Source organism: Streptomyces sp. NPDC051104 (assembly GCF_040682835.1).
Classification (GTDB): Bacteria; Actinomycetota; Actinomycetes; order Streptomycetales; family Streptomycetaceae; genus Streptomyces; species Streptomyces cynarae.
The window spans coordinates 826,253-841,796 of the sequence record NZ_JBFBBS010000001.1; the positions used below are offsets into that span (position 1 = coordinate 826,253).

Sequence of the window (15,544 nt, forward strand, 5' to 3'; positions counted from 1 at the left end):
GCGTACGGCAGGATCCTGGAATGGAGCACGTACGTGATGCTGCTGAGCGTGATCTCTCTCGGCTGCCGAAGGCCCATCTGCACCTGCACTTCACCGGGTCGATGCGGCCCGCCACCCTGCTGGAACTGGCCGACAAGTACGGCGTGCGCCTGCCCGAGGCGCTCGCCGAAGCCCTGACCAGCGGGGAACCGCCGAAACTGCGGGCGACGGACGAGCGGGGCTGGTTCCGCTTCCAGCGGCTGTACGACGCGGCGCGCTCGTGCCTGAGGGAGCCCGAGGACATCCAGCGGCTGGTGCGCGAGGCCGCGGAGGAGGACATCAAGGACGGCTCGGGCTGGCTGGAGATCCAGGTCGATCCGACGTCGTACGCGCCGCGCCTGGGCGGTCTGATCCCGGCGCTGGAGATCATCCTGGACGCGGTGGAGACGGCCGTGCGGGAGACGGGCCTCGGCATGCGGGTCCTGGTCGCCGCGAACCGCATGAAGCACCCTCTGGACGCCCGCACGCTGGCCCGCCTGGCGGTCCGCTACAGCGACCGGGGCGTGGTCGGCTTCGGCCTGTCGAACGACGAACGGCGGGGCCTGGCACGGGACTTCGACCGCGCCTTCGCCATCGCCCGCGACGGCGGCCTGCTGTCGGCCCCGCACGGGGGCGAGCTGACGGGCCCGGCCTCGGTGCGCGACTGCCTGGACGATCTGCACGCGAACCGTGTGGGGCACGGCGTACGGGCCGCGGAGGACCCGCGCCTGCTCCGGCGCCTCGCCGACAGGGGCGTGACCTGCGAGGTGTGCCCGGCGTCGAACGTGGCCCTCGGGGTCTACGAGAAGCCGGAGGAGGTCCCGCTGCGAACGCTGTACGAGGCGGGCGTCCCGATGGCCCTGGGCGCCGACGACCCCCTGCTCTTCGGCTCCCGCCTGGCGGCCCAGTACGAACTGGCCCGCCGCCACCACGCCTTCACGGACGAGGAACTGGCGGAACTGGCCCGCCAGTCGGTACGGGGTTCGGCGGCCCCGGAGGCCGTGAAGGCGAAACTGCTGGCCGGCATCGACGACTGGCTGAGCGAACCCGGCTCGTCCGGGGCCTGAGAGGGCGAGTGGGGGCGGCAGCCCCGGGGGGTTCGGGGGGCGGCAGCCCCGGGGGGATTTGGGGGCGCCAGCCCCCGCCAGGGGGTTCAGGGGCGCCAGCACCGGGGGGTTCGGGGGCGGCAGCACCCGCCAGGGGGTTCAGGGGCGGCAGCACCGGGGGGTTCGGGGGCGGCAGCACCCGCCAGGGGACACGGGGGCGCCAGCCCCCGGGACGGGAAGGGGCGGCGGGGGCGAACGCCGTCATCGGGCTACCCCGTCGTCCCCCTACGGCCCAGGCCGACCGGTCGGCTCAGAGACGCACGCCGACCGTCACCGGCTCGTTCACCAGCGTGATCCCGAAGGCCTCGCGTACCCCCGCCACGACCTCGCGGGCCAGCGCGAGCAGGTCCTCGGTGGTGGCGCCGCCCCGGTTGGTGAGGGCCAGGGTGTGCTTGGTGGAGATACGGGCGGGCCCGGTGCCGTACCCCTTGGTGAAGCCCGCCTTGTCGATCAGCCAGGCCGCCGACGTCTTGGTGCGCCCCTCCCCCGCCGGGTACGCGGGCGGCTCCGCCTCCTCGCCCAGCCGCTCCTTCACGCGGGTGCGGAACGCGGCGAAGTCGTCGTCCGTGAGGATCGGGTTGGTGAAGAAGGAGCCCGCCGACCAGGTGTCGTGGTCCTCCGGGTCCAGGACCATGCCCTTCCCCGAACGCAGCTTCAGCACGGTCTCACGGGCGTCGGCCAGCGGCACACGGTCGCCGGGCTCCACGCCGAGGGCGCGGGCGGTCTCGGCGTACCGGATGGGCGCGGACAGTCCGTCCGCGTCCTGAAGCTCGAAGCGGACGCGCAGGACGGCATGCCGGTCGGGCTCGGCCTTGAAGCGGCTGTGGCGGTACGAGAACGCGCACTCGGCGTTCGGGATCGTGACCGTCTCGCGGGTCCTGCGGTCGTAGGCGATGACCTCGGTGATCGTGGAGGAGACCTCCTGGCCGTACGCCCCGACGTTCTGGATCGGGGTCGCGCCCACGGAGCCCGGAATTCCGGCGAGGCACTCGATACCGGCCAGCCCCGCCTCGACCGTGCGGGCGACGGCGTCGCTCCACACCTCGCCCGCGGCCAGCTCCAGCTTCGTGCCGTCGAGGGAGAAGCCCTTCGTCGCGATGCGCAGGGCGGTGCCGTCGAAGCCCTTGTCGCCGATGACCAGGTTGGATCCGCCGCCGATCAGCAGCAACGGCGTACCGGAGTCGTCGGCCTCGCGGACGGCTTCGATCACCTCGGCGTCGGTGGTGGCGGTGATCAGGCGGTGCGCGGGACCGCCCAGCCGGAAGGTGGTCAGCGGGGCGAGCGGGGCGTCGTGGAGTTCCTGCACGCGCCCAAGACTACGAGACGGCACCGACAGCCCCGGCACGACGTAAGGGGCGCCCGCAATTGGCGAGCACCCCTTACCGAACCCTCCGACCGCGGGTCAGGCCAGCCGTACGACCGCTCGTGACATGCCCAGCACCTTCTGGCCGCCGCTGGTCGCCGTGAGGTCGACGCGGACCGTGTTGTCGTCGAGCTTGGCGGCGACCTTGCCGCTGACCTCGACGAGGGCACCCTGGTCGTCGTTGGGGACGACGACGGGCCTGGTGAAGCGGACGCCGTACTCGACGACCGCGCCCGGGTCGCCCAGCCAGTCGGTCACCACACGGATCGCCTCGGCCATGGTGAACATGCCGTGCGCGATGACGTCCGGCAGGCCGACCTCCTTGGCGAACTTCTCGTTCCAGTGGATCGGGTTGAAGTCCCCGGAGGCGCCCGCGTACCGCACGAGCGTGGCGCGGGTCACGGGGAAGGTCTGGGCCGGCAGTTCGGTGCCGACCTCGACGGTGTCGTACGCGATCTTCGCGGTCATCCGGGTCACTCCCCCTCTTCCGGCGCCCTGGCGACGAGCTTGGTCCAGGCGGTCACCACGTGCTCGCCGACCTCGTCGTGGACCTCGCCGCGGATGTCCAGGACGTCGTTGCCGGCCAGGCTCTTGATCGACTCGATGGTCGAGGTGACGCTGAGCAGGTCGCCGGCGCGGACCGGGCGGGTGTAGACGAACCTCTGGTCGCCGTGCACGACCCGGCTGTAGTCCAAGCCGAGTTGCGGGTCCTCGACGACCTGGCCCGCGGCCTTGTACGTGATCGCGAACACGAACGTCGGCGGGGCGATCACATCGGGGTGACCGAGCGCTTTGGCGGCCTCCGGGTCCGTGTAGGCCGGGTTGGCGTCCCCGATCGCCTCCGCGAACTCACGGATCTTCTCCCGGCCGACCTCATAGGGGTCGGTGGGCGGGTAGGACCGCCCCACGAAGGACTGGTCGAGCGCCATGGGCTCGGCACCTCCTGGTGTGTGCTGTGGTTGACCGCGCTGGACGAGCCGCCCGGTCCTCAGACGGTCCGGGCCGACGGATCGCCCACATCGTCGCATCTGACAAGGAACGTGCGCCGCACGGGCCGAAACGACACGAGGCCGCCCCCTGCTGTAGGGGACGGCCTCGCTGATGAGTCTGGATCAGCGCGTCTCGCGGTGCGCGGTGTGCGCGTTGCAACGCGGGCAGTGCTTCTTCATTTCAAGACGATCCGGGTTGTTGCGCCGGTTCTTCTTGGTGATGTAGTTCCGCTCCTTGCACTCCACGCAGGCCAGCGTGATCTTCGGGCGGACGTCGGTGGCAGCCACGTGAGTGCTCCTTGACGAACGGGTAGACGAAATTAACGCAAGAGTAGCCGATCGAAGGACCGACCCCGCAATCGGCTACTGTGAGTAGCGGTGACCGGACTTGAACCGGTGACACAGCGATTATGAGCCGCTTGCTCTACCGACTGAGCTACACCGCTGCGATGCGATCGGGCCCCGCCTCGCGGCGGGAACCTCTCCCATCAGAGCCCCAATACGGAATCGAACCGTAGACCTTCTCCTTACCATGGAGACGCTCTGCCGACTGAGCTATTGGGGCGAGCGATGAAGACATTACACGGTCGCCTGCCGTTCGCCCAAATCCGTTTCGCGGCACCCCGTCCGTCCTGTTCCCGGTGCCCCCACGCACCACACCCCCGGTACGACTATTGCGCTCCTCCCCGCCCCGGCCGGGTCGCAACTCTAGGCTCGACTCACCCTGCGTGATCTTGCCTTTGGTGCCGTGAACCACAGGAGCGCGATGCCCGACAGCCGACCGCAGCCGCCCCGCTTCCCGCCCTCGCCCTCGGTACCCGCCGACTCGGCCACCCTGCTGCTGTGCGGGGCCCGGCTCACCGACGGCCGGACGGTGGACGTACGGCTCGGTGGCGGTCGTATCGAGGCCGTCGGCACACCCGGCAGCCTGGCGACCGGTGCCGTCGGCGCCCGCGTCGACCTGCGCGGCTATCTGCTCCTGCCGGCCCCCGCCGAGCCGCACGCCCACTGCGACACGGCCCTGTCCGCCGAGGACACGGGCGACTCGCGGGGTTCGGGCGGCGCCGGACCGGAGTCGCCCCGCCCGGAAGAGGTCCAGCGCCGCGCCACCGAGGCCGCGCTGCTGGAACTCGGGCACGGCGCGACGGCCCTGCGCTCCCACGTACGCATCGGTGACGTACCGGGGCTGGACGCGCTGGCCGCCGTACTGCGGGCGCGGCGCTCGCTGTGCGGGCTCGCCGAGCTGACGGCGGTGGCGATGCCGGGGGTGCTGACCGGGGTCGCCGGCGCGGACGGGCTGGCGATGCTGCGGGACGCGGCGAAGATGGGCGCGACGGTGGTGGGCGGCTGCCCGGACGCGGACCCCGATCCCACCGGGTACGTGGAGGCGGTCCTGCAGATCGCCTCGGAGTTCGGCTGCCCGGTCGACCTGCACACGGACGCCCGCGATCCGGTGCGGCTGTCCCGGCTCGCGGCGATGGCGGGCGGCCTGCGGCCCGAGGTGACGCTCGGACCGTGCGGCGGCCTCGGGCGCCTCCCGGCGGGGACGGCCGCCCGCATCGCAGACCGGCTCGCCGCGGCCCAGGTCACCGTGGTCTGCCTGCCGCAGGGCGGCTGCGGCGGCGTCGGCCGGCGCGGCACGGCTCCGGTGCGCCTGCTGCGGTCGGCCGGGGTCCGGGTCGCGGCGGGCAGCGGGGCCCTGAGGGACCCGACGAACCCGGTCGGGCGCGGAGACCCGCTGGAGGCGGCCTACCTGTTGGCGTCGCGGTACGGGCTGTCCGCCGAGGCCGCGTACGACATGGTGAGCGGGTCGGCGCGGGCGGCGCTCGGGCTGCCGGAGGTGCGCGTGGAGGCGGGTTTCCCGGCGGAACTGCTCGCGGTGCGCGCCGACGGGCTGGCCGGCGCGCTGTCGCTGGCCTACAGCCGGGTGGTGATCCACCGGGGGCGCCTGGTGGCTCGTACGAGCGCGGTACGGGAGTACTGCGACTCGGCCTCGGTGGCGCTGGAGCTGCCACGGCAGGGCCGGGCGGAGCCGTCATGACGGCCGGGGGACAACTCGGCCCTGAGCTGCGGTCGTTGCACGTGGCGGGAAGGCGCGCTCCGCTGTGCGTGAAGTCGTGGGAGTCGTGACGCAAAAGGCCCGGTCGGGGCGTACGGTCGGAAACATGCGCATTGTCATCGCTGGAGGTCATGGTCAGATCGCGCTGCGGCTGGAGCGGCTGCTCGCCGCGCGCGGTGACGAGGTTGCGGGGGTCATCCGCCGGGCGGAGCAGGCCGATGATCTGCGGGAGGCGGGCGCCGAGCCGATCGTGTGCGACCTGGAGTCGGCGTCGGCGGAGGAGGTCGCCGCACACCTGCGGGGAGCCGACGCGGCCGTCTTCGCGGCGGGTGCGGGCCCGGGCAGCGGCGCGGACCGCAAGCGCACGGTGGACCGGGACGCGGCGATCCTGTTCGCGGACGCGGCGGAACGGGCGGGCGTGCGCCGGTTCGTCGTCGTGTCGTCGATGGGCGCCGACCCCGAACACCCGGGCGACGAGGTCTTCGACGTGTACCTGCGCGCCAAGGGCGAGGCCGACGCCTACGTACGCGCCCACAAGTCCCTGGACTGGACGATCCTGCGCCCCGGCTCCCTGACGGACGACGCCGGCAAGGGCCTGGTCCGCCTGGAGGCGCACACGGGGCGCGGCGCGATCCCGCGCGACGACGTGGCGGCGGTCCTGGCGGAACTCGTCGACACCTCGGCGACGGCCGGTCTGACGCTGGAGCTGATCAGCGGTTCGACCCCGGTGTCCGTGGCGGTGAAGTCGGTGGCCGGAAACTGAGCGGGGCGGGGATGCCGGAGAGGATTCCGCCCTCGCGGGCGGCGTTGCTGACGCGGATGTACGAGGTTTTCGCGACGCACGAACGGGACGCGTTCGTCCCGCACTGTCTGTCCCCGGACGTCGACTGGCCGAACGTCCTGGACGGCGCACGACTGCACGGTCATAGGAGGTACGCGCGTACTGGGCACGCCAGTTCGCCTCCGGCCACCCGTTGGTACGCCTGGAGGGCCTGCGCCCGGACGACGACGGCGAGGCGGTCGTCGCCACGGTCCGGCCCGGTAGACGCACGGAGACCGGCGACGAGTGGGCGGCGGACACGGTCGAGCATGTGTACCGCTTCGACGCGGGGTGCCTGGTGAACCGGATGGACCTCCGGCAGCCCTGACGGGTCGTCGATTGGCGGACGGGTGCAGAAGGCGGGCCTGGAGACCGGCCTCAGAAAAGCGGAAGCTGACCGGGGAACTCCGGCACGGCGTACCCGTCGAGGGTGGGCTGCGCGGCGTCGGCCTGCGCGAGCCGACGGGACCCGGGACACGAGACGAGCGCGCCGCTGCTCCGCGCCCCCGGCGGATCGTGGCGCGCGAACCGCCCCGCGACGACGGCGATGTCCCGACGGCACTCGGGGCAGGCCCTGCGGGGTGACGACATGGATTCAGCGTACGAGAGCCGGCTCGGCGGCGAGACGAAGCGGCCGGTGTGCGCAAGGAGCAGGTCCGCTGGGCGGCGGCGCACGAGCCCACTCGTTCCCGTATGTCGAGCACATCGACCGAGCGCGCGGAATCGCGGCGCGGTTGGATGGGGACCGGAATGACTTCGACAGCGAGGAGCCGGTCCCCAAAGAGATACTCGAACGAGTGCTGGCGGCAGCGACGCGGGCTCCGTCGAGCGGCAATCTCCAGCCGTGGCATGTATATGCCGTGGCCGGCGAGCCCTTGGCCGAACTGAAGAGGCGCGCGACAGCCAGGGCACTGGCGCGAGACCCTGGTGATGAGCGGGAGTATCCGATGTACCCGGCAGAACTGACCTCGCCGTATCGGGACCGTTTTTCCGCCGCTGCCGCCCAGCGATACGAAGCGCTGGGGATCGAGCGCGACGACCCCGACAGACCTGCAAAGATCGCCGCCCTTGAACTCGGAGGCGTTCGGGGCGCCGGTCGTGCTGTTCTGCTACCTCGCCCGGACGATGGGACCCGGGCAGCGGGCGGACGCGGGGATGTACCTGCAGACGGTCATGCTGTTACTGAGGGCAGAGGGGTTGCACAGCTGTCCCCAGGTGATGTGGACGATGTATCGCAAGACCGTCAGCCAGACAGTAGGAGCCGATGACGGGCTCGTGCTGTTCTGCGGTGTCGCGGCCGGATTCGAGAAGGAAGGCGTGCCACGGCTGCGTACCGGGCGGGCGGACATGACAGAAACAGTGAGCTTCGTCGGGGCGTGACCGCTGGGCAGTCCAATACCCCGGCGCGGTGGAAGTTCTCCCACACCATCAGGCACCCGTCGTCGCTTCGCTCCTCCGGGCGGGCACACAGTGCATGAGGTCAGAACAGGTCGTGGCTGGGGCGGTCGGCTCCACACCGATCGGATCCCACTCGTTGAGCAGAAACTAACCGCAGGTTTTCCTGTGCGTCCACAGGCTCCATCGCGCCGGGGTGCCACCGTGATCAACTCCGGGCCACCCCAAGTACCGCCCCAGCAGAGGTCGCGGTCGGCGTGCCCGGTCCGGCGGAATCTTCCGGGCACTCTCGGGGAACAGTGGCGCTGATCCGGTCAGACTCCGCAGACCACGTGATCATGGTCACGGCATCGTGCCACGACCGTGCCGGAACGAGGGGGAGACAGCGGGGAACCACGGGCGCAGGGGCTCGGTTGAAACGAAACCGGCCCCTGCCCAAACTTGCTGGTCAGAGGCCGATTCCCACTAACGTGGCGGCGCCAGGATTCGAACCTGGGTAGGCATAGCCGACAGATTTACAGTCTGCTCCCTTTGGCCGCTCGGGCACACCGCCGGGGATTGCCGCCCTGGAGGCCGCTTTTCGGCGGTGCTCCCTGGCAACGACGTAAACGATACCTGATGCGTAGGGGTGCTTCGCCACCCGATAGATCGGCGACCTCGAGGGGAGGGGTGGCTAGGCTTATGCGGATGCGGCCCGGTCGACGCCGGGCCGGGCGGCCGCGCTCCCGCACGCCGATACGCAGCCCGTCCCATCCCGATACAAGGAGCCACAGGACATGGCCGACTCCAGTTTCGACATCGTCTCGAAGGTCGAGCGGCAGGAGGTCGACAACGCCCTCAACCAGGCCGCCAAGGAGATCTCCCAGCGCTACGACTTCAAGAACGTCGGCGCCTCGATCGCCTGGTCCGGCGACAAGATCCTGATGCAGGCCAACTCCGAGGACCGGGTGAAGGCCGTCCTCGACGTCTTCGAGACCAAGCTGGTCAAGCGCGGCATCTCGCTGAAGTCGCTGGAGGCCGGTGAGCCGCAGCTCTCCGGCAAGGAGTACAAGATCTTCGCGTCGATCCAGGAGGGCATCACCCAGGAGAACGCGAAGAAGGTGGCGAAGACCATCCGCGATGAGGGTCCCAAGGGCGTCAAGGCCCAGGTGCAGGGCGACGAACTACGCGTCAGCTCCAAGAGCCGGGACGACCTCCAGGCCGTGATCGCGCTGCTCAAGGGCAAGGACTTCGACTTCGCCCTGCAGTTCGTGAACTACAGGTAGGACCCCTTCCACGACGCAGGGTGGGCACCCCGGAGCGCGGGGTGCCCACCCTTCTGTGCTGCTGACTGCGGCTTCGGTGGCGCGTCAGCGACGGGAGTCGCCGAACAGGACGCGGTAGATGATCAGCAGCACGAGCGAGCCGCCGATCGCGGCCGCCCAGGTGGCGCCGTCGTAGAACTGCTTGGTGATCGGGTGGTGCAGCCAGCGGGCGGAGATCCAGCCGCCGATGAAGGCACCCGCGATGCCGATGAGGGTCGTACCGATGAAGCCGCCGGGGTCCTTGCCCGGCAGCAGGAACTTGGCGATGGCGCCTGCCAACAGCCCCAGGATGATCCAGCTGACAATGCCCATGCCGTGAACCTGCCTCTCCCTGCTGTGCCTGTGCTGTGTTCCTGCTCCGGCCAGGCTGTGTCATGCGTCGACGGTGTGTGATTCGGCTGGTCACGCGCTCGTCTCGAGTTCGTGGCGCGTTGTTGTCGGGGAGGACGCCTCCGCGACGGCCGCCGGTTGCACGGCTCAGTAGGGTTCGGTCCATGACACAGTCCGGGGCGCAGACGTCCGGTGGCATGGGGCTGCGACGGACCCTCGGGGTCGGGGACGCCGTCGTCATCGGGCTCGGATCGATGGTCGGGGCGGGGATCTTCGCGGCCCTGGCACCCGCGGCGCGTGCCGCCGGGTCGGGGCTGCTGGTGGGGCTGGCGGTCGCCGCCGTGGTCGCCTACTGCAACGCGAACTCCTCGGCGCGGCTGGCCGCCCTGTATCCCGCCTCGGGCGGCACGTACGTGTACGGGCGCGAGCGGCTCGGGGTGTTCTGGGGCTATCTGGCGGGCTGGTCGTTCGTCGTCGGCAAGACGGCTTCCTGCGCGGCGATGGCCCTGACCGTGGGCGCGTACGTCTGGCCGGGGCAGGCGCACGCGGTGGCGGTCGCGGCCGTGGTGGCACTGACCGCCGTGAACTACGGCGGCATGCAGAAGTCGGCCCTGCTGACGCGGCTGATCGTGGCGGTGGTCCTGGCCGTCCTCGCATCCGTGGTCGTCGTCTGTCTCGGGTCCGGTGCGGCCGACGCCTCACGGCTGGACGCAGGCGGCTTCGGCGGGGCCGGCGGGGTGCTGCAGGCGGCGGGGCTGCTGTTCTTCGCGTTCGCGGGCTACGCGCGGATCGCCACCCTCGGCGAGGAAGTGCGGGACCCGGCACGCACCATCCCGCGCGCGATCCCGCTGGCGCTGGGCATCACGCTGGTGGTGTACGCGGCGGTGGCTGTCGCTGGGCTTTCCGTGCTGGGTGCCGACGGGCTCGGGCGTACCGCGGCGCCGCTGACCGACGCGGTGCGGGCGGCGGGCGTGCCCGGTCTCGTGCCGTTGGTGCGGGTGGGTGCCGCGGTGGCCGCGCTGGGCTCGCTGCTGGCGCTCATCCTGGGCGTCTCCCGTACCACGCTGGCCATGGCTCGCGACCGGCATCTGCCGGGCGTCCTGGCCGCCGTGCACCCGCGGTTCCAGGTGCCGCACCGGGCCGAGTTGGCCGTGGGTGCCGTGGTGGCCGCGCTCGCCGCGACGGTGGACGTGCGGGGCGCGATCGGATTCTCCTCCTTCGGGGTGCTGGCCTACTACGGGATCGCCAACGCGTCCGCGTGGACCCTGAGTTCGGCGCCGGCTTCGCGCGTCGTACCGGCGGTCGGACTCATCGGCTGCGTCACGCTGGCCTTCGCGCTGCCAGGGGCGTCCGTGGGTGTGGGGGCAGGTGTGCTGGGCCTGGGCGTGGTGGCGTACGGCGTGCGGCGGTGGGTGGCCGGGCGGTAGCCACCGGCCCTGGCTGGCTGCGGGCGGTGGCCGGGCGATAGCAACCGGCCCGGGTTGCGGGCGGTGACCGGGCGGTAGCCACCGGCCCGCGCCGCAGACGGGCGATCCGGAGTCCGCCCCTGCTGCCCGCGCGTCCGTCAGCGCGTCGCGAAAGGCTGGTCCGTCGGCACGATCTCGCGGCCCAGCGGCAGCAGCGAGACCGGGATCAGCTTGAAGTTCGCGATGCCGAACGGGATGCCGATGATCGTGACGCACAGGGCGATGCCCGTGACGATATGGGCGAGGGCCAGCCACCAGCCCGCCAGTACCAGCCACAGGATGTTGCCGATGAGGGACGGGGCACCCGCGTCGCGGCGCTCGACCGTCGTATAGCCGAAGGGCCACAGCGCGTAGAGGGCGATGCGGAAGGCGGCGATGCCGAAGGGGATGCCGATGATCGTCACGCAGAGCAGCGCGCCCGCGAACAGATAGCCGAGGAACAGCCAGAAGCCGCTCAGCACGAGCCAGATGACGTTCAGGATCGTCTTCACCGGTGGCGACCTGCCATCCGCTCGAGCCGGGCGATGCGCTCCGCCATCGGCGGGTGGGTGGAGAACATCTTGGACAGCCCCTGGCCGGGACGGAAGGGGTTGGCGATCATCATGTGGCTCGCCGTCTCGATCCGCGGCTCGGACGGGAGCGGCAGCTGCTGTGTGCCCATCTCCAGCTTGCGCAGGGCGCTCGCGAGGGCCAGGGGGTCGCCGGTGAGCTGGGCGCCGGACGCGTCCGCCTCGTACTCGCGGGAGCGGCTTATGGCGAGCTGGATGAGGGATGCGGCGAGGGGGCCCAGGAGCATGATCAGCAGGAAGCCGAGCAGGCCCGGGCCGTCGTCGTCGTCCGAGCGGCCGACCGGGATCAGCCAGGCGAAGTTCACCAGGAACATGATCACCGAGGCGAGGGCGCCGGCGACCGACGAGATGAGGATGTCGCGGTTGTAGACGTGGCTGAGTTCGTGTCCGATGACGCCCCGCAGCTCGCGCTCGTCGAGGAGCCGGAGGATGCCCTCGGTGCAGCACACGGCCGCGTTGCGAGGGTTGCGGCCGGTCGCGAAGGCGTTCGGCGCTTCCGTCGGCGAGATGTAGAGCCGGGGCATGGGCTGGCGGGCCTGGTTGGACAGCTCGCGGACCATGCGGTACAGGGCGGGGGCCTCGAACTCGCTCACCGGGCGGGCGCGCATCGCGCGTAGAGCCAGTTTGTCGCTGTTCCAGTACGCGTACGCGTTCGTGCCGATGGCGACGAGGAGTGCGACGAACAGGCCCGTACGCCCGAAGAAGCTGCCGATGACGATGATGAGTGCGGACAGTCCCCCGAGGAGTACTGCGGTCCTGAGCCCGTTGTGCCGGCGGTGCACGGTACGCCCTCCAAGTGGTGCGGCAGGGGAACCCTTTGTCTGCGAACTGCTCGTCGACTCCACTTCTCAGTGGACCTTCCCGCACTGGTCAACGCCAGGCGGGCGGCGCGAGTTCCCTGGGTGCGGCTCCGGAGTCCGTGGGCCGTCCGGGTGAGGCGGCGGCATCCGGCACGCGCGTGCGCCGGATGCCGGGTGCCCGCGCGTGGGTGCGCGGTCAGAAGAGCGCGGTGGCCGAGAAGCGGAGCACCAACTGGGGGGCTCCCGACAGGGCGACGCCCAGCACGGCCGTCAGGGTGAGGGCGGCCGTGAGCGGGGCCGGGACGCGGTGCTTCTCCGGCTCCCCCTCGGGGGCGCGGAAGAGCAGGGCCGTCCACTGGAGGTAGTAGAAGAGCGCGATCACCACGTTGACCGCCATGACCACGGCGAGCCAGCCGAGCCCGGCGTCGACGGCCGCGGAGAAGACGGTGACCTTCGCGAAGAGGCCGATGACGCCGGGCGGCAGGCCTGCCAGGCACAGCAGGAAGAACGCCAGGAGCAGCGCGGCGAGGGGGTTCGAGGCGTGGAGGCCGCGGTAGTCGGTGATGCGGTTCAGGGCCCTGGTACGGCCCACGAGGGCGGCCACGGCGAAGGCGCCGAGGTTCACCGCGGCGTACATGAGGGCGTACGCCACGGTGGAGCCGACCGCTTTCTGGGCGTCCTTGGAGTAGGCGGCTGCCGCGATCGGTACCAGGAGGTAGCCGGCCTGGCCGACGGAGGACCAGGCGAGCAGGCGCACCGCGCTGTACGCGCGCGTGGCCTGCTGCCGCAGGGCGCCGACGTTGCCGACGGTCATGGTGAGGGCGGCCAGTGCGGCCAGTGCCGGGCCCCAGGCGTCGGAGTAGGACGGGAGGGCGACGACGGTGACGAGGATCAGGCCGGAGAAGCCGACCGCCTTGCCGACGACGGACAGGTAGGCGGCGACCGGGAGGGGCGCGCCCACATAGGTGTCGGGCACCCAGAAGTGGAACGGGACGGCGGCCGTCTTGAAGGCGAAGCCGACGAGGGTGAGGACGACGCCTGCCTGGGTGAGCGTGTGGAGTTGTCCGTTCACGTGCTGGATCCGGTCGGCGACCTGGGTGAGGTACAGGGTGCCGGTGGAGGCGTACACGAAGCTGATGCCCATGAGGCTCACCGCGGTCGCGGTGACGGACGACAGGAAGAACTTCAGGGCGGCTTCGGAGGATTTCTTGTCGCCGTGCCGGATGCCTACGAGGGCGAACGCGGGCAGGGAGGCGACCTCCAGGGCGACGACGAGGGTGGCCAGGTCACGGGAGGCGGGCAGCAGGGCGGCACCGGCAGCGGAGGACAGCAGCAGGAACCAGAACTCTCCTTCGGGGACGTCCTTCCTGGCGTCCTTCAGCGCGGTGACCGACAGCAGGGCGGCGAGGAGGGCGCCGCCGAGGACGAGGAACTGGATGACGAGGGTGAAACGGTCCGCCGTGTAGCTGCACACCTGCGGGCTGCCGGTCAGGCAGAAGGTGGCGCGGTCGCCGTCCAGGAGGGGCAGCAGCATGAGGATCGCGGCGGCCAGTCCGGCGATGGACGCCCAGCCGAGGAGGGCCTTGTGCCGCTCGTCGACGAAGAGGTCGGCGACGAGGACGAGGAGTCCGACGGCGGCCGCGATGGTGGGCGGTGCGATCGCCAGCCAGTCGACGGACTGGACGAGGGAGCTCATCGGGTGCCTCCTGCCAGGAGCTGCTGCACGGCCGGGTCGGTCAGGCCGAGGAGTGCCCTCGGCCACAGGCCGGCGAGGACGGTGAGGACGACGAGCGGCGTCCAGGCCGCGAATTCGTACGTGTGGACGTCGGCGAGTTCGGGGGTCTCCTGGGGCACGGCGCCCATGCACACGCGCCGCACCACGATGAGCATGTACGCGGCGGTGAGCAGCGTGCCGAACGCGGCGATCGCCATGAAGGTGAGGAAGGCGGGGCGGCTGAGGTCGGCGGCGGGCCTGAACGCGCCGAACATCGCGAGCATCTCGCCCCAGAACCCGGCGAGGCCCGGCAGGCCCAGCGAGGCGACGGCGCCGAAGGCCAGCAGGCCGCCGAGGCGGGGTGCCTTGCCGTAGAGGGCGGCACCGGTCTGCAAATGATCCGGCGCGGCGGAGCCGCTCGCTGAGGGGTGGTGGTCGGGCGACGGGAGGGCGAGGGCGTCGAGGTCGGTGGTGCCGGTGCGGTCCTTCAGCGCGCCGACCAGGAAGAACAGCAGGCCGGTGATGAGGCCGTGGGCGACGTTGGCGAACAGCGCGCCGTTGACGCCGGTCGGGGTGGTCGTCGCGATGCCGAGCAGTACGAAGCCCATGTGGCCGACGGAGGAGTAGGCGATGAGCCGCTTGAGGTCGCCCTTCGCGCCTCGCTTGGCCAGGGCGAGGCAGGCGAGGGATCCGTAGATGATCCCGACGACGGCGAAGGCGGCGAGGTACGGCGCGAAGGCGTGGAAGCCGTGGGGCGCCACCGGCAGGAGGATGCGTACGAACCCGTACGTGCCCATCTTCAGCAGGACGCCGGCCAGCAGGACCGAGCCGACGGTCGGCGCGGCGGTGTGGGCGTCGGGCAGCCAGCTGTGCAGCGGCCACATCGGTGCCTTGACCGCGAGCCCGATCCCGACCGCCAGAACGGCGATGACCTGCACGGATGTGGTGAGCGAACGGCCGTTGTCAGTGGCGAGTGCCACCATGTCGAACGTGCCCGCCTTGAGTCCGATCAGGAGCAGGCCGAGCAGCATGACGACGGAGCCGAGCAGCGTGAAAAGGATGAACCGCCACGCGGCCCGGGTCCGGCCCTCGCCGCCCCAGCGGGCGATGAGGAAGTACATCGGGATGAGGACCATCTCGAACGCGAGGAAGAACAGCAGCAGGTCGAGGACGGCGAAGGTCGCGAGGGTGCCGGACTCGAGGACGAGCAGCAGGGCGACGAAGGCCTTCGGGGACGGGCCCGGGGGCATCTTGAAGTACGAGTAGAGCGCGCAGAGGAAGGTCAGCAGCGCGGTCAGCACCAGAAGGGGGAGGGAGATGCCGTCGATGCCGAGGTGGATCCGCACGTCGAGTGCGGGGATCCAGCTGATGTCGGTGGTGGCCTGCATCTTCGACGGGTGGTCGTGGTCGAAGCCGAGCGCGAGGACGATCGCCGCGATGAGCACGGCGCCGGTGACGGTCACGCCGTGCCGCAGCACGGCTTGCTCGGGTGACTTCCCCTTCAGCCCGGGCGGGGCCGGGAGGAGGGCGGCGAGCGCGCCGATGAGCGGCGCGACGACGACGAATGCCAGAAGGAACTGCATCACGGACTCGCTGATATCGATCACGCCG

At 71.1% G+C, this 15,544-nt stretch carries 16 protein-coding genes, 3 tRNA genes and 1 pseudogene; 7 read left to right on the top strand and 13 right to left on the bottom strand.

Translation table 11 applies throughout. The features are described from left to right. Positions 1 to 20 precede the first annotated feature (20 nt). Positions 21 to 1,085 (top strand): adenosine deaminase, encoded by a 1,065-nt coding sequence (locus AB0N14_RS04040; protein ID WP_366024117.1) that lies wholly within the window; start codon positions 21 to 23, stop codon positions 1,083 to 1,085. A 289-nt stretch (positions 1,086 to 1,374) separates the two neighbouring features. On the opposite strand, the gene AB0N14_RS04045 is transcribed toward AB0N14_RS04040, so the two are convergent. The 6 genes from AB0N14_RS04045 to AB0N14_RS04070 form a co-directional block, all read right to left on the bottom strand. After that, entirely contained in the window at positions 1,375 to 2,430 is a 1,056-nt protein-coding gene (locus AB0N14_RS04045) for a UDP-N-acetylmuramate dehydrogenase (RefSeq protein WP_366024118.1), read from the bottom strand. 96 nt (positions 2,431 to 2,526) lie between these two features. Then, on the bottom strand, positions 2,527 to 2,955 hold the full coding sequence (locus AB0N14_RS04050) for a MaoC family dehydratase (protein WP_366024119.1): 429 nt from the start codon (positions 2,953 to 2,955) through the stop codon (positions 2,527 to 2,529). Between the two features lie 5 nt (positions 2,956 to 2,960). Next, positions 2,961 to 3,416 carry a MaoC family dehydratase N-terminal domain-containing protein gene (locus tag AB0N14_RS04055; RefSeq protein WP_263231404.1) on the bottom strand — a complete coding sequence of 152 codons (456 nt, stop codon included), beginning with the start codon at positions 3,414 to 3,416 and terminating at the stop codon, positions 2,961 to 2,963. 183 nt (positions 3,417 to 3,599) lie between these two features. Continuing rightward, positions 3,600 to 3,764, bottom strand: coding sequence for a 50S ribosomal protein L33 (rpmG, locus tag AB0N14_RS04060; protein WP_003948671.1), 165 nt, complete (start codon positions 3,762 to 3,764; stop codon positions 3,600 to 3,602). An 85-nt stretch (positions 3,765 to 3,849) separates the two neighbouring features. Continuing rightward, positions 3,850 to 3,922 (bottom strand) — tRNA-Met (locus AB0N14_RS04065). Positions 3,923 to 3,968: 46 nt separating this feature from the next. Continuing rightward, positions 3,969 to 4,041 (bottom strand) — tRNA-Thr (locus AB0N14_RS04070). A 201-nt stretch (positions 4,042 to 4,242) separates the two neighbouring features. Here AB0N14_RS04070 and AB0N14_RS04075 point away from each other — a divergent pair. From AB0N14_RS04075 to AB0N14_RS04085, 3 genes are all read left to right on the top strand, one after another. Beyond that, positions 4,243 to 5,517: an amidohydrolase family protein gene (locus AB0N14_RS04075; RefSeq protein WP_366024120.1), complete on the top strand. Its 1,275-nt coding sequence runs from the start codon at positions 4,243 to 4,245 to the stop codon at positions 5,515 to 5,517. Positions 5,518 to 5,641: 124 nt separating this feature from the next. After that, positions 5,642 to 6,298 (top strand): SDR family oxidoreductase, encoded by a 657-nt coding sequence (locus AB0N14_RS04080; protein WP_366024121.1) that lies wholly within the window; start codon positions 5,642 to 5,644, stop codon positions 6,296 to 6,298. Positions 6,299 to 6,509: 211 nt separating this feature from the next. Further along, positions 6,510 to 6,683, top strand: a complete 174-nt coding sequence (locus AB0N14_RS04085; protein WP_366024122.1) for a hypothetical protein — start codon at positions 6,510 to 6,512, stop codon at positions 6,681 to 6,683. Positions 6,684 to 6,733: 50 nt separating this feature from the next. On the opposite strand, the gene AB0N14_RS04090 is transcribed toward AB0N14_RS04085, so the two are convergent. Next, positions 6,734 to 6,946, bottom strand: a complete 213-nt coding sequence (locus AB0N14_RS04090; protein WP_366024123.1) for a hypothetical protein — start codon at positions 6,944 to 6,946, stop codon at positions 6,734 to 6,736. A 131-nt stretch (positions 6,947 to 7,077) separates the two neighbouring features. Here AB0N14_RS04090 and AB0N14_RS04095 point away from each other — a divergent pair. Next, positions 7,078 to 7,735: pseudogene (locus AB0N14_RS04095) on the top strand (nitroreductase). A gap of 486 nt (positions 7,736 to 8,221) precedes the next feature. Here AB0N14_RS04095 and AB0N14_RS04100 read toward each other — a convergent pair. After that, positions 8,222 to 8,303 (bottom strand) — tRNA-Tyr (locus AB0N14_RS04100). Positions 8,304 to 8,526: 223 nt separating this feature from the next. Between AB0N14_RS04100 and AB0N14_RS04105 the strand changes: the two genes are divergently transcribed. Next, positions 8,527 to 9,015: a YajQ family cyclic di-GMP-binding protein gene (locus AB0N14_RS04105; RefSeq protein WP_366024124.1), complete on the top strand. Its 489-nt coding sequence runs from the start codon at positions 8,527 to 8,529 to the stop codon at positions 9,013 to 9,015. Positions 9,016 to 9,099: 84 nt separating this feature from the next. On the opposite strand, the gene AB0N14_RS04110 is transcribed toward AB0N14_RS04105, so the two are convergent. Then, positions 9,100 to 9,366 carry a GlsB/YeaQ/YmgE family stress response membrane protein gene (locus AB0N14_RS04110; RefSeq protein ID WP_366024125.1) on the bottom strand — a complete coding sequence of 89 codons (267 nt, stop codon included), beginning with the start codon at positions 9,364 to 9,366 and terminating at the stop codon, positions 9,100 to 9,102. Between the two features lie 182 nt (positions 9,367 to 9,548). On the opposite strand from AB0N14_RS04110, the gene AB0N14_RS04115 reads away from it, so the two are divergent. Beyond that, positions 9,549 to 10,811 carry an APC family permease gene (locus AB0N14_RS04115; RefSeq protein ID WP_366024126.1) on the top strand — a complete coding sequence of 421 codons (1,263 nt, stop codon included), beginning with the start codon at positions 9,549 to 9,551 and terminating at the stop codon, positions 10,809 to 10,811. A gap of 137 nt (positions 10,812 to 10,948) precedes the next feature. On the opposite strand, the gene AB0N14_RS04120 is transcribed toward AB0N14_RS04115, so the two are convergent. From AB0N14_RS04120 to AB0N14_RS04135, 4 genes are all read right to left on the bottom strand, one after another. Continuing rightward, on the bottom strand, positions 10,949 to 11,341 hold the full coding sequence (locus tag AB0N14_RS04120; protein WP_366024127.1) for a YccF domain-containing protein: 393 nt from the start codon (positions 11,339 to 11,341) through the stop codon (positions 10,949 to 10,951). Beyond that, entirely contained in the window at positions 11,338 to 12,201 is an 864-nt protein-coding gene (htpX, locus tag AB0N14_RS04125; protein WP_366024128.1) for a zinc metalloprotease HtpX, read from the bottom strand. Before htpX ends, AB0N14_RS04120 begins: the two co-directional genes overlap by 4 nt. A gap of 214 nt (positions 12,202 to 12,415) precedes the next feature. Beyond that, on the bottom strand, positions 12,416 to 13,915 hold the full coding sequence (locus AB0N14_RS04130; RefSeq protein WP_366024129.1) for an NADH-quinone oxidoreductase subunit N: 1,500 nt from the start codon (positions 13,913 to 13,915) through the stop codon (positions 12,416 to 12,418). Then, positions 13,912 to 15,540 carry an NADH-quinone oxidoreductase subunit M gene (locus tag AB0N14_RS04135; protein WP_366024130.1) on the bottom strand — a complete coding sequence of 543 codons (1,629 nt, stop codon included), beginning with the start codon at positions 15,538 to 15,540 and terminating at the stop codon, positions 13,912 to 13,914. Before AB0N14_RS04135 ends, AB0N14_RS04130 begins: the two co-directional genes overlap by 4 nt. Between the last annotated feature and the right edge of the window lie 4 nt (positions 15,541 to 15,544).